Below are 26,772 nucleotides of genomic sequence, written 5' to 3'. Positions count from 1 at the left end.
ATCAATTTCACCTTGCCTGAGTTTTGGTTTTTTGCCATATTAAAAATACATAAAACTTGGTATAAAATTGCTTGCTTCCCGCCATTTTACTTGTTTTTCACGTAAGTCCGAAAAGTTATTATGCATTTGAGGGGGAACTCTATATTATGGCTAGAAAAAAGAAGGACACTAAACTAAAAATTCTTGAGCTCAGCGCGGCTCTGTTTGCAGACAAAGGGAAAGATGCAGTGGGGATACGCGAAATAGCCGAGAAATCAGGCGTTTCGCTGAATACCGTTATGTATCACTTCTCATCAAAGGAAAATCTCCACCACGAAACAATCAAACATCTTCTTTCAAACGGAATAAACTTCGGTGAAATTTTCAGAAAGCATTGTGAAAATATGACGGAAGGCAGCTACGGGCAGGTTTTCAGCGATATTATTTCCGAAATATTTTCCGAAGGAGTTAAGCCGAAACACGCAACATATATAAACATGATCTCGAAGGTTATTTTCAGCAGAGATAAAACACAGCTTTCTTTTTTGCTGGAGAGCTTCCGCGAAGCTGAGCTTCATTTCACTGAGTTTTTTGAAAAAGCGGGAGTGGATGTCGAAGAAAAAGAGTTATCTTTTCTTATGAGTGTCTTCTGGACGCAGCTTTTGTATTGTGCCGGTGCGAAGAAACTCTCAGAGCTTGATTCGGTTAATGAAAACACTCCCGGATATGCAGCGGAAGCTACAGCGGATATTTTTATGCAGAGGCTGGGGGTAAGACAGACTTCCGGCGTGCGCTGAAAACACACGCCGGATATATGTTTATTCGGTAAACGCTCCAAGCACTGTTGAATGTGCTGTGGGATATTTCACTGCCCTGTCAGCAAGGAAGTTTTCCATTTCACTGAGCAGGTTAAGCCCCAGCTTTTCTTTATTATGAAGCACAAGCTCCGCAATGAGACCCACGGCGGAAGGCATTGAATCATCAAAAGTTTCGAGTACCTTTCCCGCTCTGTCCAGATGAAGAAGCCCGTCATAGGTAAACTCATCCAAAGCCTGTTCCAGAATAGACTTGGCTTTCAGCAGAAATCCTTTTTCAGAAGTGATGTCAAAAAATTTCAGATACATGTCTGCTGTGAAGGCATAGTCCTCAAGGGTTGCATAATTGAAAATATCCCCAGAGTAATTGATTCTGTTAAGATGTGTTCCGTCAATGAGGAAATGCTCAAGCTTGCCGAGGAGCATTTTAGCCTGCTCAAAGTAATATTCATCTCCGGCTGTTTCGCTGTATTCCAGCAGTGCCTTGCAGAATAGGGCGTTCTGGGAGAGGATGACCTTGTTGTCCTTCGCCGGTTTTTCTTTATAGGCAGCGCCTGTTTTCAGCTTATCGACAAACGGCTGCACGGCGATTCTGCTTTCATAGTCCGCCTTGGCGAAAGCCGCAACACCCTCATAGGGGAAGATGTGCTCAAACATCTTCTTTTTGTCCTCATCGCTCAGAAGCACCATGTCGCGGTTGAATATTTTATGGTAAAACCCTTCTGAAAGCTTGCCTTTTGCATCAAGACTGTCAGCATCCATGGAGGAGATAAGTCCGTACTCCGTATTAAACTCATCCAGTATGAAGTCTATGGCTTTTCCGGCTGTATGCAGGTACAGCATGTTATCTGTCCTGTCAAACATGCGGATGAGAAAAATCGTATTAAGTGCATTATCATACAGCATTTTTTCAAAGTGCGGCGTGCGCCACTCCTTATCCACAGTGTATCTGAAAAAGCCGCCGTGTATATGGTCGCATATTCCGCCGGAGCAAAGCATATCCGCCGTTTTTGTGAGAAATTTGCCGACTCTTTCTTTTTCGAAACGCTTCATCAGATAAAGAAGGGAGGGGATCTGCGGAAACCGGGCTCCCGCGCCGAAGCCTCCGTTTTCCATGTCCATAATACGGTAGAATTCGTTGTCAAATGCGCTTAAGGGCGTTGATTCAAAATGCTCGAAATCAAACTTAACTTCCCTGAACTCATCCAGAAAACTGAGGAAGTTTTTTGCAGTCTGCCTCACATGGGCGCGGTCTGTGCGGTAAAGATCACCTATTTTCTCAAGTATCTCCTTAAATGCGGGCAGTCCGTGACCGGGCTCCTTCGGGTAGTAGGTTCCGCCGTAGAATGGGGTTCCGTCAGGGAGAAGGAAGCAGTTAAGCGGCCAGCCGCCGTTAACCCCGGTGGACTGGAGATAAAACTGGTAACGCTTGTCAACGTCGGGGTATTCTTCTCTGTCGACCTTAACGGGGATGAAATATTTATTTATGACTTCTGCGGTCGCCGTGTCCTCAAATGATTCCTTCTCCATAACATGACACCAGTGACAGGCGGAGTAGCCGATGCTGACCATTATGGGTTTATCCTGCTCCTGAGCCAGCTTGAGAGTCGCATCGCTCCAAGGCTGCCATGCAACCGGGTTGTCTTTATGTTGAAGGAGGTAGAGGCTTCGTTCGTTTTTGAGAATATTTTCAAGCAATGTAATCACCTTTTGATATGATATTCAGTAATAAAACATAAGAATATGCGAAATTCAAGATAATTAAGCGAAGCGGCTGATAATGCTGTTTTGTTGCTGCGGAATTAAAAAAGGGAGCCGGCGGGCTCCCTTTTTTACTAATGGGTGAGGCAGGAATTATTTTGATTTTTCAATGCAGTCAACAACTGCAATAGCGGCCAGATTTACTATGTCTGTAACGTCCACTCCTCTCTGGAGAACGTGTACAGAGTGTTTGAAGCCCTGAAGGATCGGGCCTATGGCTATACCGCTTCCGAGTCTCCACAGAAGCTTGTATGCGCTGTTGCCGGCTTCAAGGTTGGGGAAAACAAGCACGTTCGCATCCCCTTTGATTTTAGAGAAGGGGAAGGCCTCTCTGGCGATGGGCGGATAAACCGCTGTATCTGCCTGCATGTCCCCGTCTATTATGAGTTTCGGGTCGATTTCGTTAACAAGCTTGATCGCTTTTTCCACTTTTATGGTTCTTTCCATACGGACAGAGCCGAAGTTGGAGAAGGAAAGCATAGCCACTCTGGGTTCAATCTGGAACTTTCTCAGTGTGTCTGCTGACTGAAGAGCGATCTGCGCGAGCTGCTCCGCCGTGGGGTCAATATTCACGGTGGTGTCAGCGCAGAGAACCATTCTGTCTTTAAACAGCATGAAGTAAGAACCGGATGGGGATGTATATCCCTTTTCCAGAGGCATAATTTCAAGCAGAGGCTTCACTGCGTCAGGATAGTTTCTGGAATATCCGTTAACAAGGCAGTCTGCATCGCCGTTTTTAACCATCATAGCCGCAAAGTAGTCAGTGATTTTGTGCATGCGTCTGGTGGCTTCCGCGAGGGTAGTGCCTTTTCTGCCGCGCAGTTCAAAAAGCTGTGCCGCGTATGAATCAATCTTGTCAGAGCATCTGGGGTCAATAATTTCGATGCCATGAAGATCAACATTAAGTTCCGCGGCAAGCTTTTTAATCCTCTCAACATCTCCGAGCAGGATAGGCTGGGCGATTCCTTCCAGTACGATTCTGTTAGCGGCTCTTATTATTTTTTCATATTCGCCTTCGGGGAATACAAGCTTTTTCGGGCTCTGTCTGGCAACTGAGATAGCCTGACGTGTGAACTCCTTAGCGAATGAAAGTCTTGACTCAAGCTGGTCTTTGTATACTTCAAAGTCTTTTATGGGCAGTTTTGCAACGCCTGTTTCCATAGCTGCTTTGGCAACTGCAGGGGCAACCCATGTCAGAACTCTGGGGTCGAAGGGTTTGGGGATGATGTAATCCTTGCCGAATTCTATTTTTTCAACGCCGTATGCCTTGCATACGCTTTCGGGCACATCTTCCCTTGTGAGTTTTTTCAGTGCGTAAACGGCTGCCAGCTTCATTTCCTCATTTATGGCGGAAGCTCTCACATCGAGGGCACCTCTGAAAATGAAGGGGAAGCCGAGAACGTTGTTAACCTGATTGGGGTAGTCTGAGCGGCCTGTGGCGACAACAGCGTCACCTCTGACCTCTTCAACCTCTTCGGGTGTGATTTCGGGATCAGGGTTTGCCATGGCCATGATGATGGGCTTTCTCGCCATGGTTTTAACCATAGATTTGGAAAGGGCTCCCTTAGCGGAAAGTCCAAGGAAAACATCAGAGCCGTCAACAGCTTCATCAAGGGTGCGTTTATCGGTAACAAGGGCGAATTCTTCTTTATATTTGTTCATGCCCTCTTTTCTGCCGCTATAGACAACACCTTTGGTATCGCACATGAAGATGTTCTCTTTTTTCGCGCCGACAAGAAGCATAAGCTTGCCGATTGCTATGCCTGCTGCTCCCGCGCCGTTGATTACCGTGACAACTTCATCTATCTTTTTGTCCACGAGCTCAAGAGCGTTCAGAAGAGCGGCTATGCAGATGATCGCTGTTCCGTGCTGATCGTCGTGGAAAACGGGTATGCCGAGTTTCTTTTTAACTTCTTCTTCTATATAGAAGCAGTCGGGCGCTTTGATGTCCTCAAGGTTGATCCCGCCGAAAGTGGGCTCAAGGAGTTCACAAGCTTTTATTACATCATCGGGGTTTTCGGAGTTGATTTCAATATCGAAAACATCAACATCTGCAAATCTTTTGAAAAGAACGCCTTTTCCTTCCATAACAGGTTTGCCTGCTGCTGCACCGATGTTTCCGAGGCCGAGCACCGCAGTACCGTTTGAAAGAACCGCCACTAGGTTCCCTTTGGATGTATAGTCGTAAACGGCTTCGGGATTTTTTTCAATTACACGGCAGGGTTCAGCGACGCCGGGCGTGTACGCGAGGGAAAGGTCTCTCTGCGTGAAGCAGGGTTTAGTGGGAACAACCTCGATTTTACCGGGGCGGCTGCCCTTATGGTATTCGAGAGCTTCCTCCAATGTGACTTTTTCGTTTTTGCTCATTTAGCTCCTCCTGACTTATCTGGGATAATATTAATTTTGTGTTTATGCATAGTCAACAATAATTTTATAATTACAATCATATGCTCATTTGGTTTCTTTAATGCGGAGCAGATGATTAATTTTAAGTTTAATAGATAAAAACTATACTTATGATTTTAATATTAAGAACGCAGTTTGACAACAAATATTTCACCACATGAAATATATATAGGGTAATTGATATGCTATAGATAATTTCGATTAATAAAATCTTTAATTATAAATATATTAATCTCTATAATGTTTGTTTTGCCCATAATGATATTATGTTAAATTTTTATCCGTCAGGTCATATGAATGATGATTTGGTATTTTTTGATAATTGCGCATATGTCCGTTTTATGGTGAACGGATCGGTGCGGCGGGTTAAACCATGGGGAGTAAGTTAACAATGAAATTTTTTTTATTTTGATCCCTGCCGCCGGAAAGCCTCATTGCTCCTTTGGGTTTGATGTGGTAAAAGTATTTATGGAGAAAGATAAGCATATCAAGGCTTTTGAGTCATTTCTGAAATACGAGTACTCCGCAAGCGCAAACACTGTGGAAGCATATGTCCATGATGTAAAAGATTTTCATCAGTTTGCAGCAGGGAGGGATGACCCTTATTCCCTGAAAGAGGTCATAGGTTTTATGACTGAACTGAGGATAAGGGGTAACTCTGTGGAAACGCTTTTGAGGCGGCTTTCGGGGCTCAGTGCTTTTTTTGACTTTCTCATTAAGGAGCGCGAGCTTCAGGTTAATCCGGTGACTTTGGTCACAAAACCTAAGAAGTGGGAAAAGCTGCCGGCTTTTCTGGATTTTGACGAGGTTGATGAGCTTTTGAAAGCTCCCGATGCTTCGACTCATTTGGGCTTCCGGGATCAGGTGATGCTTGAGACCATGTATTCATCCGGGATACGGGTGAGCGAGCTTGTGAGTATAAAACTGAACGATATAGATATGAAAAGGGGCATTTTCAAGGTAACTGGAAAGGGGAGCAAACAGCGCCTTGTTCCGTTTTATGAAAGCCTCAGGGAAAAGATGGAAAGCTATCTGGCTGTTCGTAAGGAATATTTTGTGAAGGAGTCCGACAACGGCTTTCTGTTCCTCAGCCGCACGGGAAATAAGCTGGACAGGGAATATTTCTGGATGATCGTGAAAAAATACTGCGAAAAAGCGGGCATCACCAAGCATGTTTCACCCCACACCCTGCGCCATTCCTTTGCCACGCATATGCTTACCAACGGTGCAGACCTCCGCACCATACAGCTTTTCCTCGGCCACTCCGACCTAAGCACCACCGAAATATACACTCATGTAACAACAGACAAGGCCAGGAATATCATGAATGAATGCCATCCGAGATTTTCCCGAAACAGAGGCAAACAATGACACCGTCTGTTGTTGCATACGCTCCCATGGAAGGGAAATTTCGGATAATAAGACCAGAGATTCTTCGCTCTGCTCAGAATGACGTTTCAGAGCGTCATCCTGAATCCCGAAGGGATGAAGGATCTCAAAGTCGATCAGGTGCTTTCACGATACCGTCTGTTGTTGCATACGCTCCCATGGATGGTACATTTCGGATAATAAAGACAGATGAAGGATCTCAAAGTCGAACAGGTGCTGCTGCATGAAACCCCTTAAAGATATAAAAAAAGCGGTGATAACCCACAAAACACCTGATTTTGACGCTCTGGCCAGTGCCTGCGCTGCATGCGCTCTGCACGGGTGCGATGCCGTTTTCACTGTGACCTCCTTTGAGGGGAACGTTGAGGACTATTTCAACGAAGAGGATGTGACGCTCCCTGTCATACGCCTGAAAGAGAAGGATTTTGATGAGATCGGCCGCTTTGATCTCCTTGTGATTACAGACTGTAAGCTTAAAGAAAGAACTGCGCCTTTGCAGTGGATGCTGGACAGGGCGGATAATATAATCCTCTATGATCATCACCCTTCCCACGGGCGTGATATAGAAGCCCGCGAGACCCATATAGACGAAACAGGCTCAACCGTGACCATAATCATCCGCAGAATGAAACAGACAGGTTTCAGGCCGGATAAGACACTGGCAACACTCATGATCCTCGGCCTGTATGAAGATACGGGACTCCTCTCATTCTCCAGCACCACACAGGAGGATATGACGGCGGCGGCTTTTCTTCTGGATTGCGGTGCTGAACTGGAGATGGTGAGCGAGTACGTGAAGCGTGATATGAGCAAGGAGCAGATATTCGTGATGAACGAACTGCTTGTGAATATGAATGTTTTTCATATTCAGGGCGCATCTGTCGGGCTTTCCTACGCAACAACCGACCGCTACATAGGGGAAATAGCCGTGATTGCCCACCGCATTATGGATATGGAGAGTATGGACGCTCTGTTCATTGCTGTCCGTGCGGGAGAGCGGATAGTGCTTGTTGGGCGGAGCAGGGCGGACGAGATAGACTGCTCGGTTGTGATGGAGCGTTTCGGCGGCGGCGGACACCCCAGTGCGGCAAGCGCAATAGTGAAGAAAATGACCCTCACCGAATGCGTTGATTTGCTCAAAATAGTTATAAGCGAAAACATACATCCTGTCCGTCTGGCGAAGGATATTATGACATATCCCGTAAAAACCGTTCCCATAACGGGGACGTTTGAGATGGCGATGGATCTCTTCATGAAATACAACCTGAACATGATGCCTGTTGTGGATAACGGCGGCATACCAGTGGGGCTTATTTCCAGACGGGACATTCTTCAGGGTATAAAGCACGGGCTTAAAAGCGAGCCTGTGCGCTCGCTCATGCAGATTGAGTTCCGGTCTGTTGAGCCTGATGTGCCTTACTATCTGGCGGAGGAGATGATGCTCTCCATGAACCAGAAGATGCTGCCCGTTGTGAGGGACGGCAGACTGGAGGGGGTAATAACCCGCACGGATCTGCTGCGCCTTATGCATGAGGAGATAACAAAACTGCCCAGACACTACCAGACCAAGCAGCCGCAGAAGCTGAAAAATATAAGCTCTCTTGTGAAAAACTGTCTGCCGGACAGAGTTAACAGAATACTGGCGGACATCGGCCGTCTGGCGGAGCAGATGGGGCTGAACGCCTATCTTGTGGGCGGTGTGGTGCGTGATATTCTCATGCAGAACACGAATATGGATATAGATATTGTTGTGGAGGGGGATGCCCCGGCTCTTGCCAAGCGTTTTGCCGCCATGAAAAAGGCTAAGGTCTCGGAACATTTCAAGTTCAAAACTGCGGTGGTGATATTCAAAGACGGTTTCCGTGTTGATTTCGCCACATCCAGAACGGAATACTACACAAATCCCGCCTCTGCTCCTGAGGTTGAGAATGCGTCAATACGAAACGACCTCTACAGGCGTGATTTCAGCATAAATGCCATGGCCATGAAGCTCACGGGGGACGATTTCGGCCTTTTGCTGGATTTCTTTGGCGGTCAGAAAGATATAGTTGATAAAAAGATAAGGGTTCTGCACAGTCTGAGCTTTGTGGATGATCCTTCCAGATGTCTGCGGGGGGTGCGCTTTGCCGTGCGCTACGGCTTTGCCATAGGCCCGCACACCGAAAAACTGCTCAAGCACGCCGTATCCCTCAAACTGCTGGAAAGAGTTGTCGGGCAGAGGATGTACCTTGAACTGAAGTATATTTTATCAGAAGACAGTTTTGTGGAAGCTCTGCTGATGATGAAAAAATACGATATGCTGAAATTTTTTCATGATAATATGGCGATTGATGATTTCAAGCTGGACAGATTCGCTGTTCTGAAGAAAATTAACGGATGGTACTCGTTTCAGTTTGAGGATAAGCTTGAACTCTGGATAAGCCGTTTCTGCATTCTGTTTGCCGACTTAAGCAGGCCGGAGATGAAACGCCTTGCCTCAAGGTTTGAGATCACCGGCAGGCTTTATGATGAGCTTGCGGAAGCTTTCTATAAGTTTAAGCATGCTGTCTGGCAGGTGAAGCGCCTGAAAGACGTGAAGGCATCAGCCATAACAGATATTTTCGACGGCATGAAAACCGAGGCTGTAACGGCTGCTGTGGCTGTTCTGGGGCAGGAGTATGAATGGCTGCTCAAGGAATATCTCACTGTTTACAGGTTTGTTGCGCCCTCTGTGGACGGAAACGACCTTAAGGCGATGGGCATACCCCCTTCGGGAGTTTACGGAGAAATTTTGAAAGAGATAAAGCGGGCAAAGCTCGATCATGAAATATCCTCAAAAGAGGAAGAACTTACCCTTGCGAAAAAAATTGCCGGGGAAAGGGGTATAAAATTTTGAGCAGAGAATATTCAGAAATAATAAGCATTCACCATCCGCTGATCCCTGTGATACTGGGCAGCGGCGATCAGCACCTCCGTGCTCTTAAGTCCGCATTTAATGTGAATATAGCGGTGATGGGGGACGAATTTACCATCAAAGGGGACAAGGCGGATGTTTTAAAGGCTGTGCGCCTGATAGACCACCTGCGTGAAATGGCCATGAAAGGGGAACTGACCGAAGCAGGGGTCAATGATGCCCTGCGGATGATGGATGACGATCAGGAGATTGATGTAAGCGGCGTATTGCTTGATTCCGTGAAGGTTGCGGGCAGAACAAGGAATGTTTCGCCTAAATCACCCCGTCAGAAGGAATATCTGCAGGCGATAAAGGACAAGGATCTCGTTTTCGGCATAGGCCCCGCGGGAACCGGAAAAACTTATCTTGCCATGGCTATGGGTGTGCACCTGTTTCTGAAAAAGAAGGTTGCGCGCATAATCCTCACCCGTCCTGCGGTTGAGGCGGGGGAGAACCTCGGCTTTCTTCCCGGTGATATAGCTGATAAAATCAATCCCTATCTCCGTCCGCTGTATGATGCGCTTTACAGTATGATGAACATTGAACAGGTGGCGGCGCTGGTGGAGAAGAATATCATAGAGGTAGCACCGCTGGCTTTCATGCGCGGGCGAACGCTGAATGATTCCTTCATAATTCTGGATGAGGCGCAGAACACCACCAGCGAGCAGATGAAGATGTTCCTCACCCGTCTGGGGTTCCGCTCAAAGGCAGTGGTTACGGGAGATATAACGCAGATTGACCTGCCTTCCTCCAAGAAATCAGGCCTTATTCTGGTGCGGGAGATTCTGAAAGGGATAAATGATATAGGCTTTGTGGAATTCAGCCAGAAGGATGTGGTCAGACATTCCTTGGTACAGAAAATTATTCAGGCTTATGAAGTGTTTGAGGAGAAAAAATAAAGTGATGGCGGATGTTCTTCTTACTGATAAAACAGACAGCGGCTTTGACGTTGAGTTTCTGAAAAAAATCTCCCTTGAGGTATTTGCTTTCGCTGAGGCGGCTTTTGAGGATGCGGAAATTTCCGTTCTCATTACGGATGATGCGGAGATCCGCTCACTGAACGCCGCCTACAGGCAGAAGGATTATGCCACTGATGTGCTTTCTTTCCCGATGGCTGAGTATCCGCTGGATGACGGCGGAATGCTGGGGGATATTGTCATCTCCATTGATACCGCAAAGAGGCAGGCGCAGGAAAATGAAATAGAGCTTGCAAGGGAGTTTGCTTTTCTGTATATTCACGGCCTTCTTCATCTTCTGGGGTTTGACCATGAAACATCCGAAGAGGACGAGAAAGAAATGTTTGATATGCAAGAGGAAATTCTGCGTAAGCTTATTGGGGACGGTCTTGTTCCCTAAAACCTGTCAAATTATGGAAAAGTCGCTGTTTCCGCACGTTTTAGTGTGGAAGAGCAGTTTTTTTTGTGCTAATATCCGCTCATGAAAAAGAAACCTCCTTCCGAACCTTACCCGATTTCTGCGTCTTCCTTGAAGGGAAACGCCAGTTCTGCTTACTTTTACGGACATACTGCGCCCTTTTCTGCGGCGTATTTACTCATATTCTCATCAGAGGTGAATTGTTTTGGAAACTGACAGTATACTGTTTCAGTCGGTCTCAATATTCGTTTGTCTTTTGTTTTCAGGTTTTTTCTCAGGCAGCGAAACTGCCCTGACCTCGCTCAGCGAGATGAAGGTCAGGCACATGATAGAAGAAAATCCTAAAGCTAAAATCCTTGAACTTTGGCTTTATCACCCAAACAAGGTTCTCAACACCATCCTCATCGGCAATAATGTTGTTAACATTCTGGGTTCTGTTCTGGCGGCTGATATGGCCAGACGGATATTCGGTGATGCGCAGATTGCCGCAGTAACCGGAATTATGACCTTGATGGTTCTCATATTCGGTGAAATTACTCCTAAAACCTTTGCCAAGCACAATGCGGAAGCGATGGCTATTGCCCTTATGCGCATTCTGAAACTGTTTTATACAGTTCTATTTCCTGCTACATATGTAATGAACAAGTTTGTTGTGGCGATGATTAAACTTTCCGGCGGCAAGCTGGATAAAAAGCCGCAGATCACGGAAGAGGAGCTTGAGTTCATCATCAACGTGGGCGAAAAGGAAGGAGTGCTGGAGAACGGACAGAAGGAGATGCTCCAGAACATATTCGAACTGGGTGACATGAGCATTAAAGAGATTATGGTTCCCAGAAGAGATATAATAGCAGTGAATGTTAATGAAGGCTTTGACAGTATAATGGATAAGGTTGTGGAAAACGAATTTTCACGTCTTCCTGTTTATGAGGAAACCATAGATAAAATCATAGGCATACTGAACGCTAAGGATCTGCTTGTGTTCACCAGAGAGGACATATCGAAGTTTGACCTCCGCAGCATGCTCCGTGCGCCTTACTTTATCCCCGGTACGAAAAAGATAGATACCATGCTCACCGAGTTCCAGAAAACACGTAACCACATGGCAATAGTGCTTGATGAATACGGCGGCGTGGCGGGGCTTCTCACCCTTGAAAACGTACTTGAGGAGATAGTGGGCGATATATACGATGAATATGATGAGGACGAGCAGGCGGATATTGAGGTTGAGCAGACGGATACGGATACTTACGTTCTGGATGCGATGATGGATATTGACGATTTCTGCGAAGAGTTCGATATTGAAAAGACGGAAGAGATGGAAAAATATGAAACTCTCGCCGGGCTTGTGTACGACCTTGCGGGCAAAGTGCCTGAACAGGGTGATTCATACATCTTCGGCGGCCGGACTCTCACTGTGCTTGAGATAGAAGACCGTAAAATATGCAAAATAGAAATGAAAAAGATACAGGATAATCCTGTGGCAGATGACGTGGAGGTCTGATGTCCGAAACATATAAATCAGGGTTTGTTTCCATTCTGGGCAGACCCAATGTGGGTAAATCCACACTGATTAACAGCCTAATAGGCGAGAAGATAGCAATAGTTTCAAACAAACCCCAGACAACCAGAACAAACATTCAGGGGATAAAAACAGGTGACGACTACCAGATAGTTTTCATAGACACGCCCGGCTATCACAAGGCGAAGGACACCCTTAACAGGCTTATGGTGCAGCAGGCGGCTGATTCCATTGATATGGCGGATATTCTCTTCCTCATGGTTCAGGCGGATGAGCATATGGGGCCTGAGTTTAAAAACCTTGTGAAAATCCTTGAGGCTTCAAAGGCGAAGAAGTTTCTTGTTATCAATAAGCTTGATATATTCAAAAAGGAAAAGGCCTTTCTGCTGGCTGAAAAACTGTTCCCCCTGCTTGACTTTGCGGAGGTTGTACCCATAAGCGCACGCACAGGGAAAAATGTTGATCTGCTTCTTGAGCTTGCTGTGAAGCATCTGCCGGAAGGCATGCCGATGTTCGACAGTGAGGAGATAACGACAGTCCCCGAAAAAATGCTTATTGCAGAGTATGTAAGGGAGCAGGTGTTCGAGCAGCTTCAGGATGAGCTCCCCTACCGCATAGTGGTGGAAACAGAATCCGTGGAGGACACGGAGGACGGACGCATGGAGATAAGCGCGTCCATCATTGTTGACCGCGAAAGCCACAAGGGGATGGTGATCGGAAAGCAGGGCGCACGCCTTAAAGAGATTGGAACGAAAGCAAGAATAAATCTGGAGAAGTTTTTCGGAGTCAAAATTCATCTTGCATTATGGGTTAAGATTCGTAATGATTGGGCAGACAAGAATGAATTTTTGAGAATACAAGGACTCCGGTAGATGCTCACTCCAAGATTAAAGGTTTCACTAGAAAGCGTCAAAAAACTTATCAGAAGAAACGCAAGGGTCGCACTTGAGAAAACGCTCTCCAAGCTGCACCCTGCGGATATTGCCGTAATATACAATAACCTCAATGATATAGACAGTAAAAAACTTCTCAGCCACATTAAGGATGAGAAGCTCATGGCGGAAATCATCGTTGAAATGAACGAAGCCGATGTCATAACCGTTATCTCCGATCAGAAACCCGAAAAAATCGCCCGGATAGTTGAACACATGGAAAGTGATGACGCGGCTGATGTGGTGCGTCTTCTTCCTGACGAGATCTCAAACTCGGTTCTCAGTCTCATTGGTGACAGCGATCAGATAAGCGAAGTGGAACAGCTCCTTAATTACGAAGAATATACGGCTGGTTCAATCATGAACACCAGCTACTTCTCCCTTAACGAGGAGACAACGGTCAAAGAGGCTACCAAGTCACTCCACGGGGCAAAAAATGTGGACATGGTTTTCTATCTCTATGTTACGGATGATGAAAACAGGCTTGTGGGTGTTATCTCCCTCCGTCAGCTCATTCTGAATGCTCCGGAAAAAAAGCTGTATGAGATAATGACCACGGACGTGATACACGTAACCACGCATGAGGATCAGGAGGATGTGGCCAAAGTTGTTGAAAAATATGACCTTCTCGCTGTTCCTGTTGTGGATGAGTTTAATGTCCTTGTGGGTATCATCACTGTTGACGACGTAATCGACATCATTCGTGAGGAAGCTACGGAAGACTTTTATATGATGGTCGGTTCATCCGATGATGAGCTTCTTTTTGCCAACAACTCAGTAAAAATCGCCAAGGTCAGGCTGCCGTGGCTTATCGTAACCTTTGTGGGTTCCATAGTCGCCAGTATAGTCCTGACCTTTTTCCAAGGGCACGCAAAGGATTTTGCTCTGCTTGTTCCGTTTGTACCTATCATCATGGCCATGGCAGGCAATGCAGGCAGCCAGTCAGCCACAATCCTCATACGCGGCGTTGCGCTGGGCAAAATATCCCCTACGGATATTATCCCTATAATGCTGAAAGAGATGCGCGTGGGCATGATAATGGGTATAACGATCGGCATTCTTCTCGCCTTCATCGCTCCTTTATGGTCGGGTTCCCCCGCCATTGGGCTTGTGGTGGGCACAGCCATGTTTTTTGCCATGACACTGGCAACCTTTTCAGGCACGTTTGTTCCGGCAACGCTTATACGCTTTAATTTTGACCCAGCTGTTGCCTCAAGCCCGTTCATAAGCATGCTGAATGACATACTTGGGCTTTCAATTTACTTTTCGGTATCAGCGGTTCTTCTTAACTATTTCGGATGAGCAGGCATTTAACAGACGCCATAATTTATAAACTTCACAGGTATTCAGACTCCTCCGCCGTTGCGCGGGCTTTCACTGCGGACTTCGGCAAAATCAAACTGTTTGTTCCCAAGGCATTCAGCAAAAAGGGCGGGCTGCTCACCTGTTTTCCCGGTGTGCTGGACTTTCAGATGAAGGAAAGTTCCGATCTCTTCCGATTTTACTCATTCACCCAGAAGCCTGAGTTCCACAGATTCATAAACAGCCACGAGATAATGATCCGCCTGCACTTCATATTCGAGGTGATGGACGCTCTCTATGAGGAGCGGGAGAAAGACGGATACCTTATGCGCCTTATTATGAAAATTGATGACACTAACTTCCGGAAGGCAACCGCATTCACCGTGAGGCATATGTTTGAGAAAAACGGCGTACTGCCGGATTTTAGTGTATGCACCAACTGCGGGGCAGAGGAATGTACGGACGGCTTTGTTCCGGGCGGTGAGTTTTTCTGCTCAAACTGCCGTGGGGCAGGGGTCAGAGCGGGCGGAACTGTTATGCTTTTTATGAAGAGCGCTCTCAGCAGCGAAATGATGAAAAACCTGATAGTAAACAGGGAAAATGAAACTGAGATTATTTCATTTTTTGCTGATTTCTATAAATCTCTTTACGGAAAAGAACTTAAGAGTATCGCAACCTTGAAAATGCTTATTTAAGCTGCCTAAAGGCTTTACAAATCTTTGTGAATTTTTTACTATCGCAAAAAGCTATACGACTTAGACAGAGTCGGACTGATATACGCGGATTACTTCGGTAAATTAAGGTCAGGAGATGTTAACATGCAGAAGGGGTTGACCAATCTCAACAGATACCTGCTTGAGGAGCAGAGAAAATATCCTCACGCCACGGGTGATTTTACAACTATCATAGAACAGATTGCCTTTGCTTCCAAAATAATTTCAAGGGAAGTAAATAAAGCAGGGATTGTGAACATCCTCGGAAAAGCCCAGTCCGTCAATGTTCACGGTGAAGACCAGCAGAAGCTTGATGTTTATTCCAATGAGAAAATGATCAGCGCTATGGAACACTTAGGCAAGCTCTGTGCCATGGGTTCGGAGGAATGCGAGGACATAGTCCCCATCCCTGACAGATACCCCAAAGGCAAGTATGTTGTTGTTTTCGACCCGCTGGACGGTTCCAGCAATATTGATGTAAATATAAGCATAGGAACCATCTTCGGTGTTTACAGAGCAGTTACGGAAGGGAACAAAGGCACTGTGGAGGACTTTCTCCAGCCGGGAAGAAACCTTGTTGCAGCGGGTTATGTTATCTACGGTTCAAGTACCATGCTTGTTTATTCCGCAGGAAACGGTGTAAGCGGCTTCACACTTGACCCCAGCGTCGGTGAGTTCCTGCTCAGCCACGAAAACATCCGTATACCTGAAAAGGGGAAAATATACAGCTTCAACGAAGCCAACTTTGAGAAATGGACACCTGAAATCCAGAGATATGTCAGAGATCTGCGCACCAAAAGCGACAGAACGTACACCGGACGCTACATAGGCTCACTCGTGGCTGATTTCCACCGCAACCTGCTGAAAGGCGGCGTTTTTGCCTACCCCGGCGATACCAGCAACCCCAAGGGCAAGCTCAGGCTGCTTTACGAAGCCGCACCCCTTGCATACATAGTTGAGAAAGCAGGCGGAGCGGCCATTGACGGAATAAACGACATTCTCGACATCAAGCCCGAAGGGATCCACCAGAGAACACCGCTCATCATCGGTTCCAAACATGAGGTTGAGCTCTACCGCAAATACATGAAAGGTGAGGCTTAATGCGCGTTGGCGCGCACCAGTCCATATCAGGCGGAATATATAAAAGCATTGAAAGAGCCTTGCATGACGAATGCGAGGCTCTTCAGGTTTTTGTGAGAAACGCCAGCAGATGGGAATCAAAACCTCTCTGCGAAAAAGAAGCAGAAAAATTCAGGGAAAAGGCGGAGGTTTTCGGCTTTTCCAATATTTGCGCCCACGCCTCATACCTTATCAATCTCGCCGCCTCCGGTGAGGAAGTTTACCTTAAATCACTGAAAGCCTGCGCAGATGAGCTGTCCAGATGCGAAACTCTCGGTATTCCGTATTATGTCATCCACCCCGGCTCCTTCACAGGCTCAACCCTTGAGGAGGGGATAGGGCGCATAGCCGCTTCCTTAGACATGATTTATGAAAAGCATGGTTTCAGCGTGATGACGCTCCTTGAAACGACAGCCGGGCAGGGCTCTTCCATCGGCTGTGCTTTTGAGCATATGGAGGGGATAATAAATCTTGCATCCTGCGGTGAAAAAATAGGTTTATGCCTTGACTCATGCCATATGTTCAGCGCAGGATATGATATAGCGGGTGATTATGATTCGGTTTTCGGCTCTCTTTTTGAGAAATTCGGCGATAAAATAAAAGTGTTTCACCTCAACGATGCCAAAAAGCCTCTGGGAAGCAGAGTTGACAGACATGCAATGATAGGCAGTGGCGAAATAGGCGAAGAATTTTTCAGAAAGGCAGTCAATGACCGCAGGTTACGGGATGCACTGGGCATTCTGGAAACACCTGTCGGCAAAGCAGACACATACGCGGGCGAGGTCAGCCTGCTTAAGTCATTCAGAACATAAAGGAGCAGCAAAATATGGAAGCGCCTATAGTCATGATAATGAAGGATCTCCTCAAGCCGGAAAAGGTTGTGGAGACACATATATCCTATGTTTTTCTTACAGGTGACAAGGTTTACAAGGTCAAAAAGAATGTAAATTTCGGGTTTCTTGATTTCTCAAGGCTTAAGCTGCGCAAGCAGTACTGCCTTCTGGAAAAGGAGCTGAACGGCCGCTTCTGCGAAGGGATTTACGGCGATGTGCTCAAGGTTGCCCGCAAGGATAAATCATTCGAAATAACAGCATACGAAAACACTCAGAACACTCTGGAGTATGTTGTGACAATGAAGCGCATACCGGAGGAGAACTTCCTTTCCCACAGGGTTAAGGAAGGGCTGATAACAGAAGATGATATGCGCGTAACGGGCAGGCACATTGCTGAACTTTTCTCATCCATCAAAACTGACGAAGCTTCCGCAGAGGAGAACGGCGGAGCATCCGTTGTGCGCTTTAACTGCATGGAGAACTTCTCCCAGACTGAAGGCTTTGCAGGAAGATTCATTGATAAAGTGTTCTACGATTTCATAAAAAACAAAACTCTCGCATTTCTTGATAATCATCAGGAAATCTTCGCCTCAAGGGTGAAGGGCGGCTTTGTCGTGAACGGTCACGGGGATCTCCGTGCAGAGCATGTATTCTTTGACGGCGATAAGGTCGGCCTCATTGACTGCATAGAGTTCAATAAACGCTTCCGCTACAATGACGCTGTGTCTGAGGCGGCTTTCATATGCATGGAACTGGACGAACTCGGCAGAACCGATCTTTCTGACGCTCTGGCAGAGGGTTTCTTTGAAAAGTACAGTGATGAAAACAGCGTGAAACTATTTAACTTTTATAAATGCTACAGGGCGTTTGTGCGTGCTAAAGTAACCTGCTTTCTTCTCGCCCAGAAGGGTGAGGAGTGGGAAGGCTTTGCCGGAGTGAAAAAGAGTGTGGACAGGCTTATTGACCTCGCCGCCTCATACGCACTTAACATGGATAAGGCTAAGACACTGATGTTTTACGGATATATGGGCTGCGGCAAATCAAAAAACGCCAAGGTGTTTGCGGATAAATTTGCCGCCGCAAGCTTCAATACGGATGTGGAGCGCAAGCTTCTCAGCGGACTTGAACCTACGGAAAGCCGGAAAGTTGCCATGGGAACAGGTATTTACTCCCATGAAAAATCAGTAGAGGTTTATGCCCACTTAGGCAGAAAGGCCGCCGAAAAAGCGAAGACAGGGCGCATGACCGTTCTGGACGGGACTTTTTCCGATTCCGCCTTTGTTCAGGCTGCGGAAGAGGGAGCCCCGTTCCATAAAAAAATCCGTTTCACAGCGGAAGATTCCGTTATTCTTGAACGCTTTAAAGAACGTGCCAAAAAAACAGCCGTGACAGACGGCAGAGAGGAAATATATTTTCAGCACAAGGATAAATTTGTTGACGCAGGGGCGGATCTCTCTGTTGAAACAACCGGAAGCGTTGAGGACAACGCAAGACGTATTATGGAGTTTCTGATTGATGAAAAATAACTTTTCCGTGGTGCAGGTTAATTCGCCTTTTGAAGACACGGCGTTTTTTGTCCGCAGCATATATAAAAAGAATGCGTTTCTTCTGGACTGCGGAAAGCTGGGCTCACTGACAAATCAGGAAGTGCTCAGTATTTACGATATATTCATAAGCCACACACATATAGACCATTTTTACGGGTTCGACCGGATACTCCGCGGTTCGCTCATGGCGGAGAAAACAATCCGCATATTCGGCCCTCCGGGGATAATAAAAAATGTGCGCGGCAAGCTGGATTCATATACATGGAACCTGATTAAGAGCTACGCCATCAACTTCGAGGTTATAGAACTCAGTGAAACAAGGCTCCACAAACGGGCTATGTTTATGGCAGAAAACGGCTTCGAGGGTATTTATTCCGAGATACTTCATGATGACATAGACTTAGGCGAAGGCTTCACCTTCGATTTTGCCTTCTTTAAGCACAGGGTGACCTCTGTGGGCTACCGTATAAAGGAGAAGCCGCTCATTTCGGCGGACGGCGGACTCATGGAGCAGTCGGGCTTCCGCCCCGGAAAGTGGGTCGGCCAGCTTAAAAAAATGATTGAGGACGGATGCAGTCCCGCTGAAACCCTTGAGGTTCAGACTCAGGACGGAACAGCGGTTTTTTCCCTTGCAGAGCTTGAGGCAAGATTTATAACGAAGCATTATCCGCAGGATATAACCTTCATCACGGATATTGCGCCCAGCTACTCCAACTACCTGAAAGCCATTGAATTTGCAAAAGGTACAAAATCTCTTCTGATAGAAGGGGTTTTTATGAAGGAAGATGTCCTCCATGCCATAGACAAGCAGCACCTGACACTGGATCTGGCAAAGACCATTTACTCCCGTTCCGGCGCTGAAAAGGTGCGCTTTTTCCATTTCGCACCCAGATATGACAGGGACAGAGGTCCTTTCCTGAAAAGACTTTACGATGGTTTTGACGGAGAGATACTGGAGGTTGAAACAAGATGAAACTCCTCATTGTTATTGCTGTCTGTCTTGCTGCTGTCGGGCTTTTTTTCATGGGCAGGTCAAAGCTTATAACCCTCAGGCCGTTTGTGAATCTCAAAGGGGTTCAGGATTATGAGCTTGAGGTGATGGACTATAAACGCGCCGAATCTGAAATAGTGAAGGAAAATGAGAACTACCCTAAGCTGTATAAAGGCGGCAGGACGGGTGTTCTGCTTATACACGGCTTTACCGGAGCGCCTTATGAGCTTCTGCCTCTGGCGGAATACCTGCATAAGGAAGGTTTCACGGTTTATCTTGCAAGGGTCGCCGGGCATGGGTCAGACCCGGCCAATCTCAATCAGCTCACCTATGAGGACTGGTATGAATCCGTTAAATACGGCTACTTCCTGCTTAAGAATAACTGTGATAAGGTGATTGTCGCAGGTCAGAGCATGGGCGGACTCATTGCTGTGAACACTGTGGTTAACTGCGGGGCGGACGGGCTTGTGCTCCTTGCGCCCTGTATAAGGATAAAGAATCCGCTTTCGGCCTTTGTGCCTTATGTGAAATATTTTAAGAAGTACGATAAAAAGAATATTGAGGCGGACGAGCAGAAATTCTTCTATAATAAATATCCTATGGAAGGGGTGCACCAGCTTATAATGTTCACCGAATACACAGCACCCCTTGCAGAGAAGATAAAAGTGCCTGTTTTGATGTTTCAGCATCTGGGCGACAAGGTAGTCCGAGCCGAGGCATCGGAAGAGTTTTTCGGGCGGATTAGCAGTCAGGATAAGAAGGCTGTGTATTTTGAGAATGATGACAGCGGCTACCATGCCCTGTGCGGTGAAAAAAATCCGCACAGAGATGTAATGTTCGCTGAGATTAAGGAGTGGATAGATGTCATTAAGTAACAGAAAGATCGGGTTTATCGGGGCAGGAAACATGGCGTTTGCATTGATGAAAGGGCTTGTGAACTCCGGTCTTGTACCACCTGAAAACATTATGGCATCTGACCCGGAACCATCGAGATTTGAAGATTTAAGCAAATCGCTGAATATCACCATCACCACCGATAATATAGCGGTCGCGAAAAAGAGCGATATTATAATGATCTGCGTAAAACCGCAGGTAGCTAAGTACGTTATGGATGAGATAAGCCAGTTCCTCAAGGAAAAGCTGCTTATTTCCATTGCGGCCGGTGTGAAAACCGAGTTTTTCGAGCATTACCTCAGCGGGCTTCGGGTCATAAGGGTTATGTCCAATACCCCCGCACTTGTGGGAGAAGGTTCCTCAGCTATCTGCGCCGGGAAATATGCCGGAAAGCCGGAACTTGAGATCGCGGACAAGCTTTTCTGCTCTGTGGGCAAGGTGGCTGTGATAGAGGAAAAATATATGGACGCTGTGACGGGTCTCTCCGGTAGCGGCCCTGCTTATGTTTTCAAGTTTATAGAGGCTCTTTCCGATGCGGGCGTGAAGCTAGGGTTAAGCCGCGAAACTTCCCGTATGCTTGCTGCGCAGACTGTTTACGGTTCCGCTAAGCTTGTACTGGAAACAGGGGAACATCCCATGGCACTTAAGGATATGGTTACATCCCCCGGCGGAACAACCATTGTGGGCGTCCACATGCTTGAAAAAGGCGGCTTCTCCGCCGCTGTCATTGACGCTGTTGAGGAAGCGACTAAGCGTTCGGAAGAGCTTGGGAAGAAATAGACCTGCGATTCCATGACGGAATCGCGCCGTGCGTAGCGAAGCCGTGTTTACCACGGCGCGAGCGTGTATCCAAAATTTCCATGGATGGTAAATTTTGGATTATCAAAACAGAAGAAGCGACTAAGCGTTCAGAGGAACTGGGAAAGAAATAGAAAAAAATCATAGAACTTTCACAACGTATTCAATGTCACTCTGAACCGTAGGTGAAGAGTCTCAACAGCTTGATGGAAGGGATTTGGCCGTGAAATAATATTGAGAGATTCTTCGGCTAAAGCCTCAGAATGACGCACTGCTGTGTCACTGCGAGGAGTTCAAGCGACGAAGCAGTCTCCGAATATACCTAGAGATTGCTTCACCCGTGTTTACCGCATAAAAAAAGCGGGGAGTCTTCAGCATCTCCCCGCTTCTATTGTTATTTCAGGGGTAAACCTGAAACAGGAGCCGTAATTAAGGAACAGGTCTGAATCTGTTCCGTCAGTTTATTTCCATAGAGAACATAGATTCCGCGCCGCCCTGAATAACCAGGCTGTGCAGGGGGAGCAGGCTTACTTTTTCGCCGCTTTTCACAACAATATCACCTTCCCTGGTTCCGGTTATCCACAGCTTTCCCTGCTCACAGATAAGGCTGGCCTTTTTAATGCCGTTAAGTGATACAAGCTTGTCCTTTCCCAAAGACATTCTAAGGCTTTTTCCTTTCATGGCGCACTACTCCCTAAAGCGTTCATTATAACAGAATATACGTTATCCAAACTTATTGACCGGTAACTTCTGATGTGCTTAAATATCACTGAAAAACAGATAAAACAAATATTGCTTTTCAATCACAGCGTTCGAAAAAACAGAACGGAGACTGATATGGAGCTTTACCAGCTGAAATCCTTTGCCGTTATCGCGGAAATGAAAAACCTCACTAAAGCCGCCGGAAGCCTTAATATAAGCCAGTCTGCGCTCAGTACTCAGATTAAAAGTCTTGAGGACGAGCTGGGGCTTGAACTCTTTACGCGCAACTCCAGAGGGATGGAACTGAACGATAAGGGGAGAGTGCTTCTCACCCATGCTCAGGAAATTCTTAAAGCGGCTGATGAAATGAAACGCAAAGCGAACATGCTGGGCGATACGGTTATTGGCGATGTTACTGTCGGCATAAACACTGAACCCGCCTTCCTGCGGGTGAGTGAGATCTCAAGGCTTATCGCTCTGGAATATCCTGAACTGAATGTGATCCTAATGGCCTGTCAGAGTGTAGACACGGAGGATATGCTGAAACGCAGAATGCTGGATGCAAGTTTCTTCTATCATCACCCCATAAGCAGCGAAATAGAATATGAGGTTCTGGAGGATGCGGAAATCTGCATAGCCGGAACGGCTGATTTTCTCGAAGGGAAGAGTTCATGGCAGGAAATAGCCGGAACACCATGGGTTTGGGCTGGTTACGGATGCCCGTTTTATATAGCTGTCCTCTCCAAGTTTGAGGCTCTGGGGCTTAAAATCAAACAGGCGATCAACTGCGAGGATGAATACGTGATAAGGGAGCTTGTGCTTGACGGTCACGGACTGGGGATGCTTCGTCTGGAAAGAGCCAGACAGCTTGAAAAAGAGGGCAGGCTTGTTATCTGGAAGGACGGCATAGTCCCTGTAAAACTGTGCCTCGGCTGGCTGAAAGGGCGCAGTGACGACCCGGAGGTTAATGTGGTGAGAAACGCAGTGAGAAAGATTTTTCAGCATAACATGGAGCCTTCCGTGGGTGCTCACGGTGCAATGTGGAGCCTGACCTGAGAAGATGTTAATAGATTATACTTTTATTAAATAAAATATGAATCTGTCCTACCCGTTCGGGTAGTTGTGCGTCATATGTTTCAAAGTGTATATTGACTTTGCCCGTAATAGCTTGGAAAGTTTCTGTTTTCTTCGGTACGAAGTGCCCCGCAGAGGGGTTATTGCAATAATGACGCTTCGAAAAGAAGAATTACGAAAACTGTGCCGGCTGCCGCTCCCTGCTTGTCCGGTAAGGGAGCGGTAATCGTCATTCTTAATATCGCCGGACGCACATCCTGTCGTCCGGCTGAACCGCTCGCGCCGCAATGAATGCGGCTTTCCAGCAAGCCTTGGTACAGAAACCGCCGAAATCAAAGCGGCGGTTTTGCTCTGCACGGCGCACTCCCATCCGTGGGAGTGTTTACGCTGTTATATCCTGCTTACTATCAAGTCACCAATTTCATCGGTGTTGACGAGTTTTTGTCCCTGACCGTCGATGTAGATGTCGCGGGTTCTTATGCCTTCTGAGAGGAGGGTTTCGATAGCTTTTTCTATGTTGCTTGCAGCATCGTCCATTTTGAAGCTGTAGCGGAGCATCAGCGCCGCTGACATAATCTGTGCTATGGGGTTTGCTATGTTCTGTCCGGCTATGTCCGGGGCTGTGCCGCCGATGGGTTCATAAAGTCCGAATCCGTCCTCATTAAGTGAGGCGGAAGGAAGCATACCAAGAGATCCTGTGAGCATTGCCGCTTCATCGCTGAGAATATCGCCGAACATGTTTTCTGTAACGATAACGTCAAACTGTGAGGGGTAGCGCACGAGCTGCATTGCGGCATTGTCCACATACATATGAGCAAGCTCCACATCGGAATACTCCTCTTTGTGAAGCCTTGTGACTGTTTCTCTCCAGAGCACGCTTGTCATGAGAACATTCGCCTTATCCACACTTGTCACCTTCTTCCCGCGCATTCTGGCGGCTTCAAAAGCCTGTCTTGCTATGCGCTCTACCTCAGGCACTGTATAAAGCATGGTGTCTCTGGCGCTCTGTCTGTCTTCGCTTATTTCCTTCGGCTGACCGAAATAGATTCCGCCGGTGAGCTCACGGAAGAAAACAATGTCCAGACCGTCGGGGATGAGTGAGTTTTTAAGTGAGCTTGAATCTATAAGCGCTTTGAAAATTTTCACCGGGCGAAGGTTGGCAAAGAGACCGAAGTGCTTTCTCAGAGGGAGAAGAGCGCCTCTCTCCGGCTGCTGAGCAGGGGGAAGGTTCTCCCATTTAGGGCCGCCCACTGAACCGAAGAGGATAGCCTCCGATGCTTCGCAGAGCTTCAGTGTTGATTCGGGCAGGGGGGTTCCGTGGTTATCTATGGCTATTCCGCCTACATCGGCGAAGCTGAACTCAAATTTTGTATTATATTTTTCTGAAATTTTTCCGAGAACTTTGATGGCCTGTTTCATTACCTCCGGACCTATGCCGTCGCCGGGCAATACCGCAATTTTATGCATGCCTGTTCCTCCTCAATGATTATTGAATGTTCAAAATACATGATTGGTCAGGTAAAGTCAAAATAAATATACTTTGGCGAGGTTTAACTTAAGAGGCGGTTTCCCTGCGGTAAACAAGGAATATCGCAACAGCAAGAAACAGCACATTCGGAATTATGCTGACCGTCAGGGGCGACATAACGCCTGTTTTGCCCAGTGACTGGAAGGAGCTTACTGACAGCCAGTATGCCACAGCCAGAGCCAGTGCGTTCACAGCGCTGAGGATGTATGAGGAGTGTCTGCTGAAATTCACGCAGACGGGAAAAACGAGAAACATGATGATCACAGCGCTTACCGCGTGACCATAGCTTTTGAACACCATAAGTTCGTAAGCAGCGGCATTAAGCTTCTGCTTTTTCAGCACCTTTATAATCTTGGAAAGCTCTCCCAGAGAGAGAAACTTAGGCTTGTTTACAGGGAGATCTGCAAGATCTGAGAACAGGCGGGATTCGACTGTATTGTTGTCAAAAACATGGATGAGCTCAGGTCTCGGTTTTATATCGTAAACTTTAATATCCGTGAGTTCCCATTTGTCGCCCCTTGGCCTTGCATCCTTTATGCTTGTCACTCTGTCTATCTCAAAGGAGTCATCCATCCTGTAGAATGTCACATCAAAAAACTCACGGTTGATGGGGTCAACAAGCTCCATATGCACGAAGCCTTCTTCACCGTCCTTCATCCAGACATCGGTGAGCTTGCCCTTGGTTACGTATGGCTGTCTGTCAAACTGCTCGGTTTCGTATTTCTTTCTGGTGTTTTCCACCCACGGGTTAATCCTGTCCGCCATGAACATGAGTATGCCGAAAACAACAACACCTATCCCCAGCATAGGGAACAGCAGGTCGCGCAGTCTTCCGCCGAGGCTTACATAGGCCAGAAGTTCGTTGCTGCGTATCATCATGATTATCGTGGCCATTGTGGTTATGGCAAGCGCCATAGGCATTGATTCGTATATGGCGCTGGGAAGCTCTATTGATTCAAAAATAAGAAGCGAGATGAACGATATATTATGCTTTGCCATCAGTTTTGTATGCATGGAAGTATTGGCCACGATGTTCAGGATCACCACAAAGAACAGGATAAAAAATGCCAGTTTCAGAAACTGTTTTATGAAATATACATGGAATTTTTTCATTTCAGCACCCTGTAGGCCATGAACATTGTAACGAAAGTGAAGAATATATTAGCTATCCACGGAGCAAAAAAACCGTCAATTACCCCTGCGCGGGCAAGGTTCAGCGATGTGAAGAATATCATATAGTAAAAAAGAGTAAGCCCCAGAGAAAGCGGTATGCCTATGGAGCGTCCTGAACGGTGGAAGAATATGCCCAGCGACATGCCGAGAATACCCATAAGGAGCCCGGCAACAGGAAGCGCAAGGCGTTTTGAAAACTCAAACCTGTAGTTGACGTGCTCACCGAAGCTCTCCGCCAGTTCTGTCATGGTCATGAAATATTCATCCCTTTTGCTGAACTTATCCTTAAGCTCAAAAGGGAGGTTCATAGCCATGCTTCCGAAGCGTACCACAGTTCTTTCCTCACCCGCGGTTTCCGCCACAACGCGCCCGTTTGAGAAGTTCATAACAAGGGCGGATTCCTCTGACGGCACAATGGCTCCTGTCTCTGCGGTTATGATTGTGCCTGTGTTTTTATCTATCACCACGATTTTTCCGAACTCGTTGTCATCCGGTCTTTTATCGGCGTAAAACAGGAGTCCGGGTATTTCATCGTACATTTCGTTTTCTTTCATATCCTTCACGGATATGCTCTTTGCTATTTTAGTAAGGTTGTTTATGGCAAGACTGCTCCCCAAAGGCATAAGATAAACGCTCATAACAAGGGCAAAAAGAAAGGCGCCCACGCCGACAGCCGCAGCCGGTTTGAGGAAGAATCTGCCGCCTGCTCCTGCGGCTTTCATTACAGTTATTTCCGAATCGGAGGACATTCTGCCGAATCCGACCATGCTCGCCATGAGTGCGGATGTGGGGATGGTTATCATGAGAAATGAGGGGAGGTAGTATATGACAGTCTGCGTTATCAGCAGGCCGGGTACATTTTTGGTAAAAAACAGATCTGCAAGGTTGATGAGTTTTTCAAGTAAAAGAAAAACAACAAAGAGAGCGTTGCCGAATATGAAAAGCGGCACTATCTCTCTGATTATGTATCTTTGCAGAGTGTTCATATATG

22 protein-coding genes are annotated in these 26,772 nt (G+C 46.8%); 16 read left to right on the top strand and 6 right to left on the bottom strand.

Features of this window, described 5'->3' with window-relative positions:
* The first annotated feature begins 146 nt into the window (after positions 1-146).
* A complete protein-coding gene (locus tag OSQ85_RS10715; protein ID WP_265823003.1) occupies positions 147-776 on the top strand; it encodes a TetR/AcrR family transcriptional regulator in 630 nt (209 codons plus the stop codon).
* Positions 777-797: 21 nt separating this feature from the next.
* On the opposite strand, the gene OSQ85_RS10710 is transcribed toward OSQ85_RS10715, so the two are convergent.
* Both OSQ85_RS10710 and OSQ85_RS14080 read right to left on the bottom strand, forming a co-directional pair.
* Positions 798-2,492, bottom strand: coding sequence for a thioredoxin domain-containing protein (locus tag OSQ85_RS10710; protein ID WP_265823002.1), 1,695 nt, complete (start codon positions 2,490-2,492; stop codon positions 798-800).
* A 156-nt stretch (positions 2,493-2,648) separates the two neighbouring features.
* Positions 2,649-4,922 carry an NADP-dependent malic enzyme gene (locus OSQ85_RS14080; protein ID WP_322874101.1) on the bottom strand — a complete coding sequence of 758 codons (2,274 nt, stop codon included), beginning with the start codon at positions 4,920-4,922 and terminating at the stop codon, positions 2,649-2,651.
* A 492-nt stretch (positions 4,923-5,414) separates the two neighbouring features.
* Between OSQ85_RS14080 and xerA the strand changes: the two genes are divergently transcribed.
* From xerA to proC, 14 genes are all read left to right on the top strand, one after another.
* Positions 5,415-6,332: a site-specific tyrosine recombinase/integron integrase gene (gene xerA, locus OSQ85_RS10695; protein WP_322874100.1), complete on the top strand. Its 918-nt coding sequence runs from the start codon at positions 5,415-5,417 to the stop codon at positions 6,330-6,332.
* Between the two features lie 241 nt (positions 6,333-6,573).
* Positions 6,574-9,225: a CBS domain-containing protein gene (locus OSQ85_RS10690; protein ID WP_265823001.1), complete on the top strand. Its 2,652-nt coding sequence runs from the start codon at positions 6,574-6,576 to the stop codon at positions 9,223-9,225.
* Positions 9,222-10,181 (top strand): PhoH family protein, encoded by a 960-nt coding sequence (locus OSQ85_RS10685; protein ID WP_265823000.1) that lies wholly within the window; start codon positions 9,222-9,224, stop codon positions 10,179-10,181. Before OSQ85_RS10690 ends, OSQ85_RS10685 begins: the two co-directional genes overlap by 4 nt.
* Positions 10,182-10,185: 4 nt before the next feature.
* Positions 10,186-10,638, top strand: a complete 453-nt coding sequence (gene ybeY / locus OSQ85_RS10680; protein WP_265822999.1) for an rRNA maturation RNase YbeY — start codon at positions 10,186-10,188, stop codon at positions 10,636-10,638.
* Positions 10,639-10,861: 223 nt separating this feature from the next.
* On the top strand, positions 10,862-12,157 hold the full coding sequence (locus OSQ85_RS10675; RefSeq protein ID WP_265822998.1) for a hemolysin family protein: 1,296 nt from the start codon (positions 10,862-10,864) through the stop codon (positions 12,155-12,157).
* Entirely contained in the window at positions 12,157-13,047 is an 891-nt protein-coding gene (era, locus tag OSQ85_RS10670) for a GTPase Era (protein ID WP_265822997.1), read from the top strand. The genes OSQ85_RS10675 and era overlap by 1 nt, the downstream gene beginning before the upstream one ends.
* Entirely contained in the window at positions 13,048-14,409 is a 1,362-nt protein-coding gene (gene mgtE, locus OSQ85_RS10665; protein WP_265822996.1) for a magnesium transporter, read from the top strand. It abuts the gene before it with no gap.
* The gene (gene recO / locus OSQ85_RS10660; protein ID WP_265822995.1) at positions 14,406-15,104 is read left to right on the top strand and encodes a DNA repair protein RecO; all 699 of its coding nucleotides are present in this window, start codon (positions 14,406-14,408) and stop codon (positions 15,102-15,104) included. The genes mgtE and recO overlap by 4 nt, the downstream gene beginning before the upstream one ends.
* Before the next feature lie 123 nt (positions 15,105-15,227).
* On the top strand, positions 15,228-16,223 hold the full coding sequence (gene fbp, locus OSQ85_RS10655) for a class 1 fructose-bisphosphatase (RefSeq protein WP_265822994.1): 996 nt from the start codon (positions 15,228-15,230) through the stop codon (positions 16,221-16,223).
* Positions 16,223-17,053: a deoxyribonuclease IV gene (locus tag OSQ85_RS10650; RefSeq protein ID WP_265822993.1), complete on the top strand. Its 831-nt coding sequence runs from the start codon at positions 16,223-16,225 to the stop codon at positions 17,051-17,053. Before fbp ends, OSQ85_RS10650 begins: the two co-directional genes overlap by 1 nt.
* Before the next feature lie 14 nt (positions 17,054-17,067).
* Positions 17,068-18,600, top strand: coding sequence for a bifunctional aminoglycoside phosphotransferase/ATP-binding protein (locus OSQ85_RS10645; protein ID WP_265822992.1), 1,533 nt, complete (start codon positions 17,068-17,070; stop codon positions 18,598-18,600).
* A complete protein-coding gene (locus tag OSQ85_RS10640) occupies positions 18,590-19,594 on the top strand; it encodes an MBL fold metallo-hydrolase (RefSeq protein WP_265822991.1) in 1,005 nt (334 codons plus the stop codon). The genes OSQ85_RS10645 and OSQ85_RS10640 overlap by 11 nt, the downstream gene beginning before the upstream one ends.
* Positions 19,591-20,487 (top strand): alpha/beta hydrolase, encoded by an 897-nt coding sequence (locus OSQ85_RS10635; RefSeq protein WP_265822990.1) that lies wholly within the window; start codon positions 19,591-19,593, stop codon positions 20,485-20,487. Before OSQ85_RS10640 ends, OSQ85_RS10635 begins: the two co-directional genes overlap by 4 nt.
* Positions 20,474-21,286 carry a pyrroline-5-carboxylate reductase gene (proC, locus tag OSQ85_RS10630; protein WP_265822989.1) on the top strand — a complete coding sequence of 271 codons (813 nt, stop codon included), beginning with the start codon at positions 20,474-20,476 and terminating at the stop codon, positions 21,284-21,286. The genes OSQ85_RS10635 and proC overlap by 14 nt, the downstream gene beginning before the upstream one ends.
* Before the next feature lie 474 nt (positions 21,287-21,760).
* On the opposite strand, the gene OSQ85_RS10625 is transcribed toward proC, so the two are convergent.
* On the bottom strand, positions 21,761-21,985 hold the full coding sequence (locus tag OSQ85_RS10625) for a DUF2917 domain-containing protein (RefSeq protein ID WP_265822988.1): 225 nt from the start codon (positions 21,983-21,985) through the stop codon (positions 21,761-21,763).
* Between the two features lie 156 nt (positions 21,986-22,141).
* Between OSQ85_RS10625 and OSQ85_RS10620 the strand changes: the two genes are divergently transcribed.
* Entirely contained in the window at positions 22,142-23,062 is a 921-nt protein-coding gene (locus OSQ85_RS10620; RefSeq protein ID WP_265822987.1) for a LysR family transcriptional regulator, read from the top strand.
* Positions 23,063-23,470: 408 nt separating this feature from the next.
* On the opposite strand, the gene leuB is transcribed toward OSQ85_RS10620, so the two are convergent.
* From leuB to OSQ85_RS10605, 3 genes are all read right to left on the bottom strand, one after another.
* Complete coding sequence (gene leuB, locus OSQ85_RS10615; RefSeq protein WP_265822986.1) at positions 23,471-24,547, bottom strand: 3-isopropylmalate dehydrogenase; 1,077 nt, start codon at positions 24,545-24,547, stop codon at positions 23,471-23,473.
* An 88-nt stretch (positions 24,548-24,635) separates the two neighbouring features.
* Positions 24,636-25,721, bottom strand: a complete 1,086-nt coding sequence (locus OSQ85_RS10610; RefSeq protein ID WP_265822985.1) for an LptF/LptG family permease — start codon at positions 25,719-25,721, stop codon at positions 24,636-24,638.
* Positions 25,718-26,767 (bottom strand): LptF/LptG family permease, encoded by a 1,050-nt coding sequence (locus OSQ85_RS10605; protein WP_265822984.1) that lies wholly within the window; start codon positions 26,765-26,767, stop codon positions 25,718-25,720. Before OSQ85_RS10605 ends, OSQ85_RS10610 begins: the two co-directional genes overlap by 4 nt.
* Positions 26,768-26,772 lie beyond the last annotated feature (5 nt).

It is taken from the genome of Geovibrio ferrireducens, from assembly GCF_026226615.1.
GTDB lineage: Bacteria > Chrysiogenota > Deferribacteres > Deferribacterales > Geovibrionaceae > Geovibrio > Geovibrio ferrireducens.
The sequence above is the reverse complement of the archived record's forward strand: the minus strand, read 5'-3'. Positions and strand labels throughout refer to the sequence as shown.

Excerpts from the sequence above, each read along its gene's own strand:
- mgtE (WP_265822996.1), top strand. The coding sequence starts at position 13,048 with ATGCTCACTCCAAGATTAAAGGTTTCACTAGAAAGCGTCAAAAAACTT.
- OSQ85_RS10610 (WP_265822985.1), bottom strand. The coding sequence starts at position 25,721 with ATGAAAAAATTCCATGTATATTTCATAAAACAGTTTCTGAAACTGGCA.
- OSQ85_RS10715 (WP_265823003.1), top strand. The coding sequence starts at position 147 with ATGGCTAGAAAAAAGAAGGACACTAAACTAAAAATTCTTGAGCTCAGC.
- ybeY (WP_265822999.1), top strand. The coding sequence starts at position 10,186 with ATGGCGGATGTTCTTCTTACTGATAAAACAGACAGCGGCTTTGACGTT.
- OSQ85_RS10650 (WP_265822993.1), top strand. The coding sequence starts at position 16,223 with ATGCGCGTTGGCGCGCACCAGTCCATATCAGGCGGAATATATAAAAGC.
- OSQ85_RS14080 (WP_322874101.1), bottom strand. The coding sequence starts at position 4,922 with ATGAGCAAAAACGAAAAAGTCACATTGGAGGAAGCTCTCGAATACCAT.
- fbp (WP_265822994.1), top strand. The coding sequence starts at position 15,228 with ATGCAGAAGGGGTTGACCAATCTCAACAGATACCTGCTTGAGGAGCAG.
- era (WP_265822997.1), top strand. The coding sequence starts at position 12,157 with ATGTCCGAAACATATAAATCAGGGTTTGTTTCCATTCTGGGCAGACCC.
- OSQ85_RS10690 (WP_265823001.1), top strand. The coding sequence starts at position 6,574 with ATGAAACCCCTTAAAGATATAAAAAAAGCGGTGATAACCCACAAAACA.
- recO (WP_265822995.1), top strand. The coding sequence starts at position 14,406 with ATGAGCAGGCATTTAACAGACGCCATAATTTATAAACTTCACAGGTAT.
- OSQ85_RS10640 (WP_265822991.1), top strand. The coding sequence starts at position 18,590 with ATGAAAAATAACTTTTCCGTGGTGCAGGTTAATTCGCCTTTTGAAGAC.
- OSQ85_RS10605 (WP_265822984.1), bottom strand. The coding sequence starts at position 26,767 with ATGAACACTCTGCAAAGATACATAATCAGAGAGATAGTGCCGCTTTTC.
- OSQ85_RS10645 (WP_265822992.1), top strand. The coding sequence starts at position 17,068 with ATGGAAGCGCCTATAGTCATGATAATGAAGGATCTCCTCAAGCCGGAA.
- leuB (WP_265822986.1), bottom strand. The coding sequence starts at position 24,547 with ATGCATAAAATTGCGGTATTGCCCGGCGACGGCATAGGTCCGGAGGTA.
- OSQ85_RS10625 (WP_265822988.1), bottom strand. The coding sequence starts at position 21,985 with ATGAAAGGAAAAAGCCTTAGAATGTCTTTGGGAAAGGACAAGCTTGTA.
- OSQ85_RS10635 (WP_265822990.1), top strand. The coding sequence starts at position 19,591 with ATGAAACTCCTCATTGTTATTGCTGTCTGTCTTGCTGCTGTCGGGCTT.
- proC (WP_265822989.1), top strand. The coding sequence starts at position 20,474 with ATGTCATTAAGTAACAGAAAGATCGGGTTTATCGGGGCAGGAAACATG.
- OSQ85_RS10620 (WP_265822987.1), top strand. The coding sequence starts at position 22,142 with ATGGAGCTTTACCAGCTGAAATCCTTTGCCGTTATCGCGGAAATGAAA.